20 protein-coding genes and 2 pseudogenes are annotated in these 14716 nt (G+C 37.2%); 12 read left to right on the forward strand and 10 right to left on the reverse strand.

Annotated elements, in window-relative coordinates; genetic code table 11:
• Window positions 1-212 precede the first annotated feature (212 nt).
• On the forward strand, window positions 213-1466 hold the full coding sequence (gene icd, locus FVA72_RS09700) for an NADP-dependent isocitrate dehydrogenase (RefSeq protein ID WP_004253371.1): 1254 nt from the start codon (window positions 213-215) through the stop codon (window positions 1464-1466).
• Between the two features lie 119 nt (window positions 1467-1585).
• Here icd and FVA72_RS21705 read toward each other — a convergent pair.
• A pseudogene (locus FVA72_RS21705) lies at window positions 1586-1777 on the reverse strand (integrase); the annotation flags it as partial.
• 38 nt (window positions 1778-1815) lie between these two features.
• On the opposite strand from FVA72_RS21705, the gene FVA72_RS09710 reads away from it, so the two are divergent.
• From FVA72_RS09710 to FVA72_RS09735, 6 genes are all read left to right on the forward strand, one after another.
• Window positions 1816-1998 (forward strand): hypothetical protein, encoded by a 183-nt coding sequence (locus tag FVA72_RS09710; RefSeq protein ID WP_243154762.1) that lies wholly within the window; start codon window positions 1816-1818, stop codon window positions 1996-1998.
• A 174-nt stretch (window positions 1999-2172) separates the two neighbouring features.
• Window positions 2173-2952, forward strand: a complete 780-nt coding sequence (locus tag FVA72_RS09715; RefSeq protein WP_110591823.1) for an HNH endonuclease signature motif containing protein — start codon at window positions 2173-2175, stop codon at window positions 2950-2952.
• Between the two features lie 2 nt (window positions 2953-2954).
• A complete protein-coding gene (locus FVA72_RS09720) occupies window positions 2955-3215 on the forward strand; it encodes a bacteriocin immunity protein (RefSeq protein WP_094960452.1) in 261 nt (86 codons plus the stop codon).
• 364 nt (window positions 3216-3579) lie between these two features.
• A complete protein-coding gene (locus tag FVA72_RS09725; RefSeq protein ID WP_004253374.1) occupies window positions 3580-3930 on the forward strand; it encodes a hypothetical protein in 351 nt (116 codons plus the stop codon).
• An 18-nt stretch (window positions 3931-3948) separates the two neighbouring features.
• Window positions 3949-4290, forward strand: coding sequence for a hypothetical protein (locus FVA72_RS09730; RefSeq protein ID WP_110591822.1), 342 nt, complete (start codon window positions 3949-3951; stop codon window positions 4288-4290).
• Window positions 4271-4681, forward strand: a complete 411-nt coding sequence (locus FVA72_RS09735; RefSeq protein WP_110591821.1) for a hypothetical protein — start codon at window positions 4271-4273, stop codon at window positions 4679-4681. The genes FVA72_RS09730 and FVA72_RS09735 overlap by 20 nt, the downstream gene beginning before the upstream one ends.
• A 69-nt stretch (window positions 4682-4750) precedes the next feature.
• Here FVA72_RS09735 and FVA72_RS09740 read toward each other — a convergent pair whose 3' ends face one another.
• Complete coding sequence (locus FVA72_RS09740; RefSeq protein WP_036957627.1) at window positions 4751-4993, reverse strand: Rap1a/Tai family immunity protein; 243 nt, start codon at window positions 4991-4993, stop codon at window positions 4751-4753.
• 278 nt (window positions 4994-5271) lie between these two features.
• On the opposite strand from FVA72_RS09740, the gene FVA72_RS09745 reads away from it, so the two are divergent.
• The gene (locus FVA72_RS09745; protein ID WP_004253383.1) at window positions 5272-5631 is read left to right on the forward strand and encodes a hypothetical protein; all 360 of its coding nucleotides are present in this window, start codon (window positions 5272-5274) and stop codon (window positions 5629-5631) included.
• Between the two features lie 34 nt (window positions 5632-5665).
• Here FVA72_RS09745 and FVA72_RS09750 read toward each other — a convergent pair whose 3' ends face one another.
• Window positions 5666-5992, reverse strand: a complete 327-nt coding sequence (locus FVA72_RS09750) for a hypothetical protein (protein ID WP_094960455.1) — start codon at window positions 5990-5992, stop codon at window positions 5666-5668.
• Window positions 5993-6118: 126 nt separating this feature from the next.
• On the opposite strand from FVA72_RS09750, the gene FVA72_RS09755 reads away from it, so the two are divergent.
• On the forward strand, window positions 6119-6685 hold the full coding sequence (locus tag FVA72_RS09755; protein ID WP_110591820.1) for a hypothetical protein: 567 nt from the start codon (window positions 6119-6121) through the stop codon (window positions 6683-6685).
• A gap of 140 nt (window positions 6686-6825) precedes the next feature.
• The gene (locus FVA72_RS09760) at window positions 6826-7197 is read left to right on the forward strand and encodes a DUF4113 domain-containing protein (RefSeq protein WP_243154756.1); all 372 of its coding nucleotides are present in this window, start codon (window positions 6826-6828) and stop codon (window positions 7195-7197) included.
• Between the two features lie 265 nt (window positions 7198-7462).
• Here FVA72_RS09760 and FVA72_RS09765 read toward each other — a convergent pair.
• The 4 genes and pseudogenes from FVA72_RS09765 to FVA72_RS09780 all read right to left on the reverse strand — a co-directional run.
• Window positions 7463-8578 (reverse strand): annotated as a pseudogene (locus FVA72_RS09765) (SAM-dependent methyltransferase); the annotation flags it as partial.
• A gap of 40 nt (window positions 8579-8618) precedes the next feature.
• On the reverse strand, window positions 8619-8876 hold the full coding sequence (locus FVA72_RS09770; RefSeq protein ID WP_110591819.1) for a YjhX family toxin: 258 nt from the start codon (window positions 8874-8876) through the stop codon (window positions 8619-8621).
• A gap of 479 nt (window positions 8877-9355) precedes the next feature.
• Window positions 9356-9586, reverse strand: a complete 231-nt coding sequence (locus tag FVA72_RS21775) for a helix-turn-helix domain-containing protein (RefSeq protein ID WP_096863878.1) — start codon at window positions 9584-9586, stop codon at window positions 9356-9358.
• Between the two features lie 55 nt (window positions 9587-9641).
• Window positions 9642-9965, reverse strand: a complete 324-nt coding sequence (locus FVA72_RS09780; protein ID WP_004253408.1) for a helix-turn-helix domain-containing protein — start codon at window positions 9963-9965, stop codon at window positions 9642-9644.
• Between the two features lie 831 nt (window positions 9966-10796).
• Here FVA72_RS09780 and FVA72_RS09785 point away from each other — a divergent pair.
• Window positions 10797-11153 (forward strand): MmcQ/YjbR family DNA-binding protein, encoded by a 357-nt coding sequence (locus FVA72_RS09785; RefSeq protein ID WP_165119709.1) that lies wholly within the window; start codon window positions 10797-10799, stop codon window positions 11151-11153.
• Window positions 11154-11206: 53 nt separating this feature from the next.
• Here FVA72_RS09785 and tam read toward each other — a convergent pair whose 3' ends face one another.
• The 3 genes from tam to FVA72_RS09800 all read right to left on the reverse strand — a co-directional run bounded on the left by tam (window position 11207) and on the right by FVA72_RS09800 (window position 13460).
• The gene (gene tam, locus FVA72_RS09790; RefSeq protein ID WP_110591817.1) at window positions 11207-11965 is read right to left on the reverse strand and encodes a trans-aconitate 2-methyltransferase; all 759 of its coding nucleotides are present in this window, start codon (window positions 11963-11965) and stop codon (window positions 11207-11209) included.
• Between the two features lie 67 nt (window positions 11966-12032).
• Window positions 12033-12920: a PhzF family phenazine biosynthesis protein gene (locus FVA72_RS09795; protein WP_110591816.1), complete on the reverse strand. Its 888-nt coding sequence runs from the start codon at window positions 12918-12920 to the stop codon at window positions 12033-12035.
• A 330-nt stretch (window positions 12921-13250) separates the two neighbouring features.
• On the reverse strand, window positions 13251-13460 hold the full coding sequence (locus tag FVA72_RS09800) for a hypothetical protein (RefSeq protein WP_094960461.1): 210 nt from the start codon (window positions 13458-13460) through the stop codon (window positions 13251-13253).
• An 829-nt stretch (window positions 13461-14289) separates the two neighbouring features.
• Between FVA72_RS09800 and FVA72_RS09805 the strand changes: the two genes are divergently transcribed.
• Entirely contained in the window at window positions 14290-14679 is a 390-nt protein-coding gene (locus FVA72_RS09805) for a nuclear transport factor 2 family protein (protein WP_110591815.1), read from the forward strand.
• Window positions 14680-14716: the final 37 nt, after the last annotated feature.

Here is a 14716-nt window from a genome sequence, read left to right on the forward strand (position 1 = left end):
TTCTAATAATGGAATGCTTAAATTAATTTATTGATTTAACAGTGTTTATAAATAGTTATTCGATTAACTTACAAGATAAAACAGTACGTTAAATGCGATCGGCATTGAAGCTTAGATGAGTAATCATTGGCGTTCGACGCAGATTGAAGTAGTATTGACACGTCTCTTACAAAAAATTAACAAGCAAAATACGCAAGTGAAAGGAGAGGTTAATGGAAAGCAAAGTAGTAGTTCCGGCAGAAGGCGCTAAAATTACCATTGATGCAAAAGGCAAGCTAAACGTTCCGAACAACCCAATTATCCCTTATATCGAAGGTGACGGCATTGGTATCGATGTTACACCAGCAATGTTAAAAGTGGTTGATGCGGCAGTTAAAAAAGCCTACAACGGTGAGCGCAAAATTTCTTGGATGGAAGTTTACACCGGTGAAAAATCTACACAAATTTATGGTAAAGATGTTTGGTTACCAGAAGAAACCCTCGATTTAATCCGTGATTACCGTGTTTCAATTAAAGGTCCTTTAACAACTCCTGTTGGTGGTGGTATTCGTTCCTTGAACGTTGCACTACGTCAACAACTTGACCTGTATATCTGTTTACGTCCTGTTCGCTACTACAAAGGCACGCCAAGCCCAGTTAAACAACCTGAATTGACGGATATGGTTATTTTCCGTGAAAACTCTGAAGATATCTATGCGGGTATTGAGTGGAAAGCGGGTAGTGCAGAAGCAGACAAAGTTATTAAATTCCTGAAAGATGAAATGGGTGTGACTAAAATCCGCTTCCCACAAGACTGTGGTATTGGCATTAAACCTTGTTCAGAAGAAGGCACAAAGCGTTTAGTTCGTGCAGCAATTGAATATGCTATTGATAACGGCCGTGATTCAGTGACTTTAGTTCATAAAGGTAACATTATGAAATTCACTGAAGGTGCATTTAAAGATTGGGGATACCAATTAGCACAAGAGGAATTCGGCGGTGAATTATTAGATGGCGGCCCATGGGTTAAAATTAAAAACCCTAAAACAGGCAAAGATATCATTGTTAAAGATGTTATTGCAGATGCTTTCTTACAACAAATCCTGCTGCGCCCAGCTGAATATGATGTTATCGCGTGTATGAACCTAAATGGTGACTACATTTCTGATGCATTAGCAGCACAAGTCGGTGGTATCGGTATTGCACCAGGTGCGAATATTGGTTCTGAATGCGCATTATTTGAAGCAACGCACGGTACTGCACCTAAATATGCAGGCCAAGATAAAGTTAACCCAGGCTCTATCATCCTTTCTGCTGAGATGATGCTGCGCCATATGGGTTGGACTGAAGCGGCTGACCTAATCGTTAAAGGTATGGAAGGCGCAATCGAAGCTAAGACTGTAACCTATGACTTCGAACGTCAATTAGAAGGTGCTAAATTACTGAAATGTAGCGAGTTCGGTGACGCTATCATTAAACACATGTAATTTATTACGTGGTGTGATTAATAACGGGAGCTTAATAGTTCCCGTTTTATTTTGCCTAGAAAAATTCTTCTGCAAAACCCCTGCAAAACTCTTCTGCAAAACAGGCTACAAAACAATCGTTATTTTATAGCTAAAACCTGCCAATTTTTTCCTCGGTCATCATGATATTTATCGGTCATTTTCTGTGACTTATGGCCAAGAAGTTTCTGAATATTGATACCTTGTTCTCGATAGAGTCTTTCCGATAAAGAACGTTGTTCATGAAATGAAGGTGCTGATCTTTCTGGCCATGTTAACCCGCATTTATTCTGTTGAAATTGCACCAGGTAAACCGGCATTACAGATTGAAATGACGGATAAAAAGCCGAGTGCATCGTTTAAAACACCGTCTTATGACAATGTTAAGCCAGAATCGGTTATTCCGAGTGTAACGTCTGAGACATATCAGGGGATTGTTGATTTTGGTGGCGACCATGCGCCGATTTATATTTCAATATCGAAGAATCCAACGACTGCACAAGAAAACAACTGATTGAGAAGCTAACCGAGATTGGCGTGCTTTATATCCAGCTGAAGCTGCAGAATTAGATTGGAAGCAAGCAAGTAGCGAGTTATCACAAGCAGATGTAGATGCTCAGACACTCAGACAGCAAAAAGAGAACTCGATAAAACTAAAAGCTCTCCGGAAGGCGGTGCTTTAACTGATGTGAGTAAAAATCCTTTACAAATTAAACAGTCAAGTCAGGTAATTTCTAGCGTATTTGGTATTGAATATATTGAAAAAATTGATAATCAAAAAGCATTGTCATATTTACTCAATCGTAATCCTGAAGATTATGTTATTAACATTTTGAGTATTGCTAGCGTATATGGATATGAGACTGATGATGGTAGCGAACCTGAAGTTCTAATTGATGATCCGGAAATTTATGAGTCTATTGTAGAGCGTTTCACATTAGCAAAAGAGCGACTTTTAGACGCTGAAAAAGCAATTAAAGAAGCAGAGAGAAAGCTGGGCATAGCTTTAGAGAAAAAGAAAAAAGCCGAAGCTAAAGAAAAGAAAGCGAAGGATAAAAAAGAAAAAGAAGAGAAGCGTAAAAAGCCTGGCACTGCTACAGGAAAAGGCAAAAAAGTTAGCGATAAATGGCTTAATGATGCTAGTAAAGAAAATGGTGCTCCTATTCCTGAGCAAGTAGCTAATAAATTACGAGGTAATAAATTCAACAGTTTTGATGAGTTCAGGAAGGCCATCTGGGATGAGATATCAAAATTTCCAGAATTGATTAAAAACCTTAGTAAGAATAATAAAACTCTTGTTTCTAAAGGATACTCGCCTTTTGCTAGGAAAAAAGATCAAGTTGGTGGTAGAAAGGTACATGAGTTGCACCATGACAACCCAATTAGTGAAGGGGGAGAAGTCTATAACATGGACAATTTAAGAGTTACGACCCCGAAAAGACATATTGATATCCATAGAGGTAAATAAGAATGGAACTAAAAAATAATATTACTGATTATACAGAATCTGAATTTTTAAAGTTATTAACAATTATTTGTAATGCAGATACAGCAAGTGAGGAAGAACAAATTAAGTTTGTGACTCACTTTGAAAAAGTAACAGAGCATCCAAGCGGAAGTGATCTTATTTACTACCCAGAGGATGGAGCCGATGATTCTCCAGTCGGAATTTTAAAAACAGTCAAAGAATGGCGGGCTAAAAATGGCAAGCCTAGTTTCAAAAAAGGCTAAGAACTACTGCTAATGGAATAGCTGAACATAAAGCATCAATGATTTAAGGATGAATCATTGATGCTTATCCTCTTGCCATTTCAGGTTATGGATTTGCTTAACATCAAAAATAAAGCGGCCGTATTTAATGATATTCAACTGATGGAGTCAAAAGCTTTAGAATTGATCCATAAAAATAGAGCGAAAGCTGAACCACCATGTTCAAGACGCTTATAGACTCTTATAAACGCTTATAAATGTCTATATGACATACAACTGGGGTTGTTAAGTTAGCTTAAACACTTTAATATGATCGCAGCTATCTTAAGCATATTGCTTAATTACCCGTCAAAATGTCATTAATCTAAACTAACAAGGGGGCTATATGAGAACTGAACATACCAGATCTGTACAAACAATTAGCCATGCAACAGAACTTGTTAATACATTTTTTGATGATAATACTGAAAAGTTTTTCTCTGTTCGTCGCCTTAGTATGAGAAAGGATCCGAATAGACAGTTGTTTATTGTTACTATCGAAAATGATAACAAAAGCGATGAATATGAAATTGTTCCTTTTGCTGAGTTATCATATCGCCAAAAAAAGATTAATATAGTCGTTGACCCTAGCACGCAATATCCAGAACTAAATCAAAGCATAACTGATGTGATTGAAAAAATTAAATCTTCAATTCTTGGTTACATGTCAAATTATCAGAAGTTGTCTGTCCATTAATAAGATAGTGAGAATGGAATGGCTCCAAACTTTACCAGTAGTTACTCAAAGGATCTGAATAGAAAGCCAGAATGTGAAAGAGAAGATGAGATAGAGTCTTTCCATTATCTTACTGTTGAGGGCGATTTACTAAAAATCACGGAATACGCTCTTACTGGCAGCGAGTTTCATTATTACTCTAAAATTGTCGCATTAGGTTGTACTACTGAAGGTTTTTATGCAGACCATGCTGAGTTTTTGAGAAGTCACCGATTTTCTGATGAACATATCATTGGTGAGCTGCTTGAGTTAGGAATGCACGCGGAAGAAGATGATACTTTAATTGGGCGTGTTGCTTATAATGACTTCACTTTTTTTTGATGGTTCAGCGATAAAGACAGGCAAGCAAATTAGGGGCGTGGCTATTCTTGATGATTATCAGGCTGGTGGCGTAGCTCGTAATGTTTATAAGTGCTTGTTACTGAAGCATGAATATATAGTATGTGATAACTTACAAACTATAGGTGGTGGTTCGTTGTGGGTGTCTGGCATGACCAGTATTGGTGAAGTAAGGATCTATGATACCATCCAAAAAAAATTCATTGATGTGCTATCAAAGGTTGGCTGTGGGTACACTGGTATAATCCCGTGGAGTGCAGAAGGCTTATCTCAAGCGGATATCGCTAAATGGGAGCCTAGGAAGTTATCAATGGACTCATGTCACCATATAGTAAACATTATCAGCAAAGATAGAATTTACAATATTGACTAATGTATTAACAGCTAAACCCACTTCGGTGGGTTTTTTATTGCCTAAGTAGAGGGGCCTCACCCACAGACCTTATTTCTTCGGGCATGGCCATGCACTAATAAATGAATCCACTACCTGATGACTTGCTTGCTTGTTACGAGCTTCAGGTGAATTCTTTAGGTGCTTGGCCGCAACATCCATAGCTTGGTTCAAAGTAACACTACGTGGTGGGCAGAAAAGAATGCCTGAACCAAGGTCAAATGTTCCCGCAATATAGCCCGAGTACATACCCGATTTAACAACATCGTTAGCATCTAACAGAGTGTCATTCATTAGACGCTCCCTTGCTTGACTATATTCATGCACAGAATTCCCATCCCAAAGGTAATTTTGAGCAAAAAGTGGCATAGGGATTAGTAGGAGAAGTAAAAGTTTTTTCATTAGAAGTCTCAGAGAATAATTAATATTTTAGTGTTTTGGTAGGGCGCAAAATATCATATTTTCTTATGCTTTAAAAATGACAAGTCTAGCTGGCCTAATTCAGCGGTTTTTATTGCCTGAACTCTGCATCTATCCTAGAATTTACGTACTTAACTTAAATATGGTGATGTATGAAAAAGGGATTGGTGGTATTGCTTTTAGGTCTAGCTTCGTTTAGCTCATTTGTCAGCATTGCGAGTGTTGGCGCTAATGAACGGCCTGAAATTACAGAAGATGATGTAGTGCCAGATATGGCGGCAAGTATTAATCGACAGAAAGCACTTCTATGTGGTGCGTTTGAAAAACATGGCAACATACGTACTTGTAAGCGTTTAGTTGATAACATGGTTGCTTTGGCTTATTCCCAAGGCGAAGCTAGCATGGGCTGTAAGTTAAAAGCAGATGACCCGAAGTATAAGGAAATACCAAATATTGAAGAATACTGCGATAAAGCTAAAAGTCTAATTAGCAACCTAAGCCCTAATGATTAACCTGCTTCGGCAGTTTTTTTGTTATGAGCATCGATTAAGGATATATCCAAGACTCGGGTTTATCATAAATACCACATTCATCATCCATTACTTTAGCATGTAGTTTTTTGGCGATTTCTAGCATTTTTATATAGAGGGCAGTATCAGGCCATTTGGTATAAATCCTACCTTCGTACCAGTCAAGCCAAGGTTCTTCGTAGGTGCTATTACCGAACCATAAAGCGTTAAACTCACCGTTAATAGCATTTATTTTTAGCTCTGGGTCTTGTTCAACAAGAGCTAGCCACTCATCGCTACTGATTGGATTGCTTTCACTATCAAACCAGCATTCAGCGCGAGTAATATGAAATTCTACACCCATACAGTCATCCTTATTAAATTAGTGAAAATAAAATATCACTTAAATACATAATCTGAAAGTGTGCTTTGCTTCAATTTGCATCCTCGCTAGGCTAACATTACTGAAACTAATTGATGGGATGGTGAGATGAAAGGATACGTAGTTGCTAGTTTGCTAATGATGACGTGCTTTGGTTCTGTTGCTGAAAATAATAAAGATACCGCTCCATTCGGGTTTAAATGGCAAGCATCGGTAGATGAAGTCAAAGAAAGTATTTCTGGCAATTACATCATTGTTAGTGAGGAAGTTAGTTGCCCAATAAGCAAGTTAAAACTAATTAAGGCTAATGAAGAACACACAGGCAGTTGGGTGTATGAATTAGGGTTCTTTACTCCAAGGTCAGGCGATAAGTTCATAGGATTGAACGAGGTTAGCTATAGCAAATCATCAAAAGATAAAAAAGCTATTGATGAGGATTTTAAAAATGTGCGGGCTGAGCTCACAAGCCGCTATAAAGAAAAAGCCAACGAGAGCAACACGCCAGATGAAATGTCATTCACCTATAATAGTCCTTATGTAACTGGTTTACTTGCATACGAGGATGGCTATGCAGGTTGGCAGGTAACCACGATTGTACTAAACACACCGACTTTAGATAGAAAAGAGTGGGCCGAGGTGTACGATAAAGCAAAATCTGAGTGCTTTAAGCAGTAAGATAAATAGTTAGTGTTAATTTCTGTCTAGCCCGTCCTTGGGCTAATTTCATTGCATTACCCAGCGATCATTGACCCAACTGGCAGGGCTGTCTTCAATATTTACAATCCAATCAGTTGAAGGTAGCAACGAAGTTAACTGTGAAAGTGTGTCAAGCCAATACTCAATTGATTCCATCAGTATACCCCAGCAGTGATACCAGGGATATTATCAATGCAGCAATGCGTGGGTTAAATACTATTTGGCGTGACGGTTACCGGTATTATAAAGCAGGCATCATACTATCTGATTTTACCGATTCAGATATTACTCATTTTGATATGTTTTCAACACAAAAACCATTTCGTAATAATGATGAGTTAATGAAAACATTAGATGCCATTAATAAGAGCGGGCAGGGTAAAGTGTGGTTTGCTAGTAAGGGCGGCGATAGCGGATACAAAATGAAAAGAGAAATGTTATCGCCTGCTTACACAACAAACTTTGATGAATTGCCAGTGGTTAAAAGCTAAGAAATGGGCTGAGCGTTTAAATGTATTGCTGAATAAATAAAAGAAAGCAGGGAGAAGAGCTGTGAAATACAAACAATATGGACTTTGCTTTTTGGCCTGACACAACTGGGACACAGAGCCAAATTGAATATAATTTTCTGCTCTGCCTTAACAATAGACATAGCTTGTATCCTTTGTAATCCAGTTTATAGGGAACAGATCAATACATTTGTTCAATGTAAAGAAGAAGTCCCGGTATTTCCCAAAAAATACCGGGAGTCTGTTGTTACCTGGCGATGAGTGCAAACACACCCCAGCCAAAGTATTCCCGCGTGTAAGTCACGTGACGTTTCGGCGAGACCGTTAGCTCGGCCCTGACTTCTGCGGCAAAGTCGTCGTCAGGGTTAGCTTCCAACCAGCGGCGCATGGTCAGCCATTTCGCGGCCTCATACCGGTCCCAGCCTTCTTGGTCTGCCAGCACCATTTCCACTACGTCATAGCCGAGGCCGTCGAAAGCGCGGATAAGTTCAGGTAACGTCAGGAAATCAGCTATTGCGTTAACGCCACAGGCCTGAGCTATCTCTTCCGCTGCTGGTAGCTGACGCCAGTAGGGTTCGCCGATAAGCATGAATCCGCCCGGCTTCAAGCTCTGAGCCAGCAGCCCGACGGTCCCAGCAAACCCACCAGCAATCCATGTCGCCCCGATGCAGGCGACAACGTCGAATTTCTCCTCTGCAACATACCCAGCGGCGTCGTTATGTATGAACTGAACCCGGCTGCTGACGCCGAGTTCTTCCGCGCGGCGTTTAGCCTGTTCGCTGAACAACTGGCTCATGTCGATACCGACACCGGTAATGGCGTGATCCCGGGCCCAGGTACAAAGCATTTCCCCCGAGCCACTGCCGAGGTCAAGAATGCGAGCATCCGGCTTCATACGTAGTACACGGCCCAGCGTGGCGTACTTCTCTTCGGTGAACGGGTTGTGGATGCGATGTTCGCTTTCACTTATGGTAAAAATACGTGGGATATCCAATGCTGAATTCCTTTTATTGTGTTGAGTATTAAGAGGAAGTTCCTCTATGTTTTTTGCTTTTTCAGCCAGCAGAGCAAATAGCTTTCCTTCAAATGTCTCGCTGACTGGCCAGTCGTGGCTTTCAGGAGGAGGAAGCAGGGTAAATCCGACATTATCGAGCAGGCTGAAGTACTCGTCATTGCTCAAGGCCGTCATCTGGCTGCCGAAACGGGTGGTATGACCATTTGCTTCAGTTATTCCCTGACGTTTAACTTCTTCGAAAGTATGGACTTCAGTGAGTAGCCGATCATCAGGCTCCAGCCGTAGTGCGCAGCGGCTGATGATGGTGCACGCATCCGTCAGTTCTCCAAACGTCATCATGATGAAATCGAGCGACCTATCAAGGGTATTGAAATCCATTATGCTCTCCTTAGCGGTTATCAAGCTGTGCACGAACATTATTCAGCCCGGTGGTGTTGATACGGTACGGCTGACCGTTGACGGACTTGATAAGTTTTTTGGCTTTGAGTTTTTTGAAAGTGGAGAGGGTGCAGTCGGTGAACAACAGCCCTTCACGGGTGTAGCATTCAACGGCGGTGATGCGACCAGACGCATCGCGGACGTGCGCGATACGACCACCTTTAGCGAGAACGTGTAAGGTACGTTGTTCCTGACGGGATAAATTCATACTGGAAAACCTGTTTAATCATCATGTGCAAAATTCGCAAACACACTGCGGTGTTCGCATTCGATTTCGGCGCATTGATAATCAGTTCGGCCTGAAAAGGTCGATAAACTGATTATCGGATGATTACATTCTCCAGCATCAAAGCCTCGGGTTGAGTTGAAAGGTATTTACAGGGTTAATGTTAACACACAATTTAAATATGGGTATGTACAGTACAATAAAGTGTGATTTACTTCATCAAATTCCTTTTTTAACTTTGGCATGCTCCCCCGTTCATTCACATAGAATGCTGTTAGCAATGTCTGTTCCTCGAACAGAGCAGCACCATGAGTTCTGTTTATGGTTAGTTTAGTGCCAGAAGATGAATCCTAAGTTTTACTCAACTTAATGGCTTAGTTTCAAGTCTAAGAATAAAGAAAATTATGGGAGGAAGGTTAAAAGGCTAGCAGGAGCAAGCCTTCTAACGCGGGAGATATTGTTTAATTTCTCAGATAAACATTTAAAAATACGTTTATATGTATATTAAATATTTTAGATATGATTATTAGATGATCTGCATAAATTGAAGTATTTCCACTTTCATATTCGTTATAATGGCTGTCTGTAATATTTAGACTATCTGCCATTTCATGAGTTGATATTTTTTTATTTACTCTAATGTTTCTTATATATTCACCAAGGTTCTTATTTCTTTGTGTGGTTTTTTTCATTATTATCTTTCTATCTATTATATTGGTGTTAGCGCAGTATTTTATTTAAATTTATTTACAGATAAAGGTATTGATTTCTACGTGGCAATGAATTTGAATATAAACGCAATCCTAAATTAATAATTTCGCCATCACTCTCTAATTCTTTTAATAAAGAAACAAAGAAGGATTCGACACTAATATTTAATTTTATTAAAAATAGTAAAATTAGGCTGAATGATATAGTATTAATACCATTTTCATAGCGTGAAACCTGCTGTTGGCTGACATGAAGTAATTTGCTTATGTCTTCTCCGGTCAGGTCATTTTCAATGCGTTTTTGTCGTAAATAATTTCCAATTAAGATGTTTACTTTGCTATTTAAAATAGCACGATCCATATTAACCTCTATAGTGAGTAAGAATTTTCTGAGATAAAAATTAGTCAAATAATAATATTAAGTACAATCGTTTATAACGCTTGATGGAATATTTTTCATCGGTATAAACGATTGATACGAAAAAATCAATCGTTTGATTTTATTTTTGTTTAGACTTAATTTCATGATAAATAACAATTAATTTGATATTTCTTGTTTTTAAAATATTACAAGGCAAATGAAGTGACAATTGCGAATACACGCAATAAGAGTATTTGCGGTTTCATTTTTTATGGTATCTTGAATATTAACTTCAATGATTAAATTATGCTTATTGTTTAGTATTTTATTTATTTTGTATTTACATTCGATTTTTCTTATTTAATTTATACATATAATAATATTATCATTTACAACGCTGTATCATTTTTGAAATAAAATATTATCAATTGAAATATTTTGTTACAATATAACTGGCTTACTAGTGATAAAACAATCTGGAAAATTTTCTTATGTGCTGATTTTATCGTAAATAATAATGTGCTTATATTAAATCTAGCCGCAATTATTTAGAGTATCGGCAGTGATTTTATATACTTGAGGAGATTAATTATGGAGGTTAAATTTTCACTTTATGTTTCAGTATGAAACTATTTCTTGAGGGATACAATGGTGGAATTCATACAGCTATACTGCTTTTTAGTGATATATAACGTATAACTATATGCAGATACTGTGTAACCCGAAGTCACGCTTTTTGAAAAAAAGGTAGTGAACTAGAAGAAATGCAATAGTGAGGATGGCTGATATGGCTGATATGGGTGAAGCTCATTAATGAACTGGAGTGATAACATGAACCGAAGTGAATTGGTTGATTATATTCAGCATAATTATGGCGTGGATCCTGAGACCCCTTGGGGGAAGTTCCCTGAGTATATTGTTTTTAGGAGAAGAAATAACGCAAAATGGTTTGCAGTTATTATGCGCATTTCATCAAATAAATTAGATACAAATAAAAATGAAGAGATGGTTAATATCGTCAACCTTAAAGCTCCTCCTGAACTCATTGGCTCATTGCGGTTAAAAGACGATATTTATCCGGCATATCATATGAATAAAGAGCATTGGATTACGATAAAGCTGCCAGGGAGCCTTACCGATAGTGAACTCAAAGAGTTAATCGAAGATAGTTATAAGTTAACAGCATAACAGTTTATTATATTGCTAGATTACCCCATCCTTAGGGAAAGTTTCTATACTAGCTAGTTAAGCTTTTTAGCAATGATAAATAATCGAGGAAATGGCATCAAAACATGGCCATTATCTTGTTTTGGATAAGTTTTTGTTAATAATTCATGATAACGTGCGAGAAATTGCTCTTTTTGCTTTTCATTTAAGTTTTCAAGGTAAGGCCTCAACCCTGTTGCTCTTAACCAATCAATGATTGAATCAATAGATGGCATGACGTGATAATAAGTTGTTTGCCATATATCAACAGAGCAGGTAGCTGCTGAAAGCAAATCATAATATTCAGTTATTGATAAAAGTGCTGTTCTATATATCGCAGAAATGGATTGCTCATTGGCTACTTTGCGCATTAAAGCATGTGTGGGTTCATTCCAATTATTTGGCATCTGAATGGCTAAAATACCGCCACTTTGTAGTTGGTTAACTAGGTGAGGAAATAATACCTTGTGATCAGGTAACCATTGTAAGGATGCATTGGCAAATATAAGGTCCTGCTTGGTTTCAGGAACCCAGGTTGCGATGTTCGCTTCTGTAAACTGGCAATCAGGAAGATTCTTTCTCGCTTCAACTAACATAGCGGGAGAATTATCAACTCCCATTATTCTTGCTAATGGATACATTTCACGAAGTATCTGAGTTGAATTACCGGGCCCACAACCTAAATCAGTTAAATTACATGCGTTAGAGACATGAATATGACTGAGTAAGTCGTATGATGGACGAGTTCTTTCCCGCTTAAATTGTAGGTACAAGTCTGGGTTCCAATCTTGCATGTGTGAGCCTCATTGTATTATTAGATGATTAAATCATAACCTATGGCTGAGCATATTGTATTTCTGGCTAAATATGAATTATTTGCGTACCCATCAGAGCAGCTTGACCACCAACTTCTACCTGAATAATATTTTTTGTTTGCGAGTTAATTGTTACTTGAATTAATGACGGGCATCCCATTGCACGACCTTGTTCAAACAAAAAATGAGTTTCATTTGGTAAAACATAATTGACCAAATAGCAGCCAAGGGCTCCGCTAGCACTGCCTGTTGCTGATTCTTCATTTATTCCGTAGAGCGGTGCGAAATTTCGACAATGTGCTGTGGTCGAAGAGTTATGGTTTAGCTCAAATACATGAAAACCGATAGCTTTGAATTCACGACTTAGCCTTGCTATTGCCTCATAATTAGGCTGTAGCAAATCTAAATGACCAGTTTTAACTGGAATAATAATGTCGGGTAACCCTGTTGAAACTATCATGATAGGTAAGCCTGTTTCAGCAATAACTTCGTTAGTTATGCCAAGGGCTGTTGCTACTTCATTGATACTGGGCCCATTGCGTAAGGTTGGTAGTGTCTGCTCCATAACGATGTTATTTGGGCTAACAGACACGTTCAGAATACCTGCTTTGGTTTTTTGAGTGTAAAGCCCATCAGTAAGTTGCTTAAGTGAAGCTAAAGTAGAAAACACAGCTAATGTGGCATGACCACAAAAATCAACTTCACCTTCAGCAGTATAGAAATCTACTATAAAATCAGTTTCTTCGCCGTTATAGACAAATGCAGTTTCTGAAAAACCGACCTGCCGCGCAATAGCAATTTTTTGTGAAGTGCTGAGTTTTGGCGGGTTGAGGACAACACCTGCTGGGTTACCACCAGAATTATTTTGTGTGAAAGAATTGACAAGGTATACCAGGATAGCTTGCTCAACTGAATCGGTATTTTTATTTTGCATGGGGATCTTATTGATTGGTTAAAATTTAACAAGAAGTATAGACAATATATTAGCATTAACTCATTGTATAATAGAATAAATATAAAAAATCTATTGAGATAACATGATAGCGATGCAGAACTCAATATTATAAAGAGTTAAGTTGAAGTTGATTGAATATTTGATATAAGTTGGGTGATTTATTTTGATGCAGGTGAAAATAATTGAAATATATGCTGCATAAAATTATGCGGAAGAAATATACAAAACCCTTCAATACCCAGATGAATAGTAAAAAATTTTATTTATATGGCAATAAAACTTATTATTACCTAAGCTAGGTAATAAGTCTCAACCATTAGAGCAATGTTCAAAGCTATGTTTAAGTTGTTTAATAGCATATTTTTCTATGTCTCTTAAACTCATATTCATGGTATCCAACCCTTTGATATCCATTTTAAGTGTATGAGTGGAGTTGTCGTCACCGATCAAAGTTATATGCAAGCCTGTAACTTTTGTATTTTCTTCTAATATATTTACTTGAGTTAGATTAAATCGCATAAAAGTACCTTTTATGTAAATTATAATTATTAATTAATTTACTCTAATTGCATGTTTATTTCCTTTACAAATAGTTAAAAATTGTAACTGTCATTGTTCTTAAAATTATCATAATAAATATATAAATTTCTCACGATTTATTACTTAAGTTTAAGTTATGGAGACGTCATCACCTATAGTATCCATGATAGATACCTATTCCGTTGAATAATCGTCCGATTTATTCAATAAGATCTAGTGGGTAGCAAAATGAGGAAAATATCACAGGTTATTGAAGGGCGTTGTTTCTAAGGTATGCCATCATTTAGCAAAAAAAGCCCCTGCAAGCAGGGGTATCTAATGGAAATGTATATTTATAGTTATTGTTATAAGGTGCCTGTTGTTTAGATAGGCTATCAGATAATACCAGTGATTAAGGATTAATCCAAATCAGAGTAAGCATAAAATTAAAATAAATGTTTTACAGGGGGGCTTGCGTTTGAAATTACTAAGCAACTAATTGTTTTTTAATATTAATTTCTTTTTTTAGAACCTAATTCCAAGTGAGTGTAACTACATGATATCTAATGCTTATGATTAACTTATTGAGAATAATACATAAATCAAACTAAAGTTGGCGAGATGAATGTAAGGTTTTGACTGAATACAAAAACATAATAAGAGTAAAAACGAGTATTATTTTATAGATTATCTCACGGACAAATGGGAAATTATTGAAGTATAGTAAAGGAATATAATTAAAAAGATAATTAAATCGGTTTTGACTTGAAATATAAAATATTACTCCCATAACAGTTATAAATAATCTTTTTAATGTAAGGGATAAAAGATGACTAATGCACAGTGGGTAATACAAGCATTAAATGCGGTATTGGGTGAGAATATTGGTTCATTGCCTGTGGCTAAACAGTATTTTTCGGATAAATATATTCAAGTTGTTGATGGAAAACAAATTGATTTTAATGAATTTATTACACATTTGCAGGTATTGAAAGAAGCCACTGAGTCGATTGTTATTACTATTAAATCTATCGCAGAGGGGGATGGATGTGTTCATACTCAACATCTGGCAAAAGCCACTAAAAAAGATGGTTCAGTAAGTGAATTTGAGGTATTTGCTTGTTTTCAAATAGAAGATGGAAAAATTACCCGTTGCGAAGAATTAACAAGAATGGTTAAAGGTAATAATACTGATGAAGATTTAGGCTCAAGAACCTAAATCTTTATTGCTTGTACAATACTGAATACTACTATTG

The organism is Providencia sp. PROV061 (assembly GCF_011045655.1).
Classification (GTDB): Bacteria; Pseudomonadota; Gammaproteobacteria; order Enterobacterales; family Enterobacteriaceae; genus Providencia; species Providencia hangzhouensis.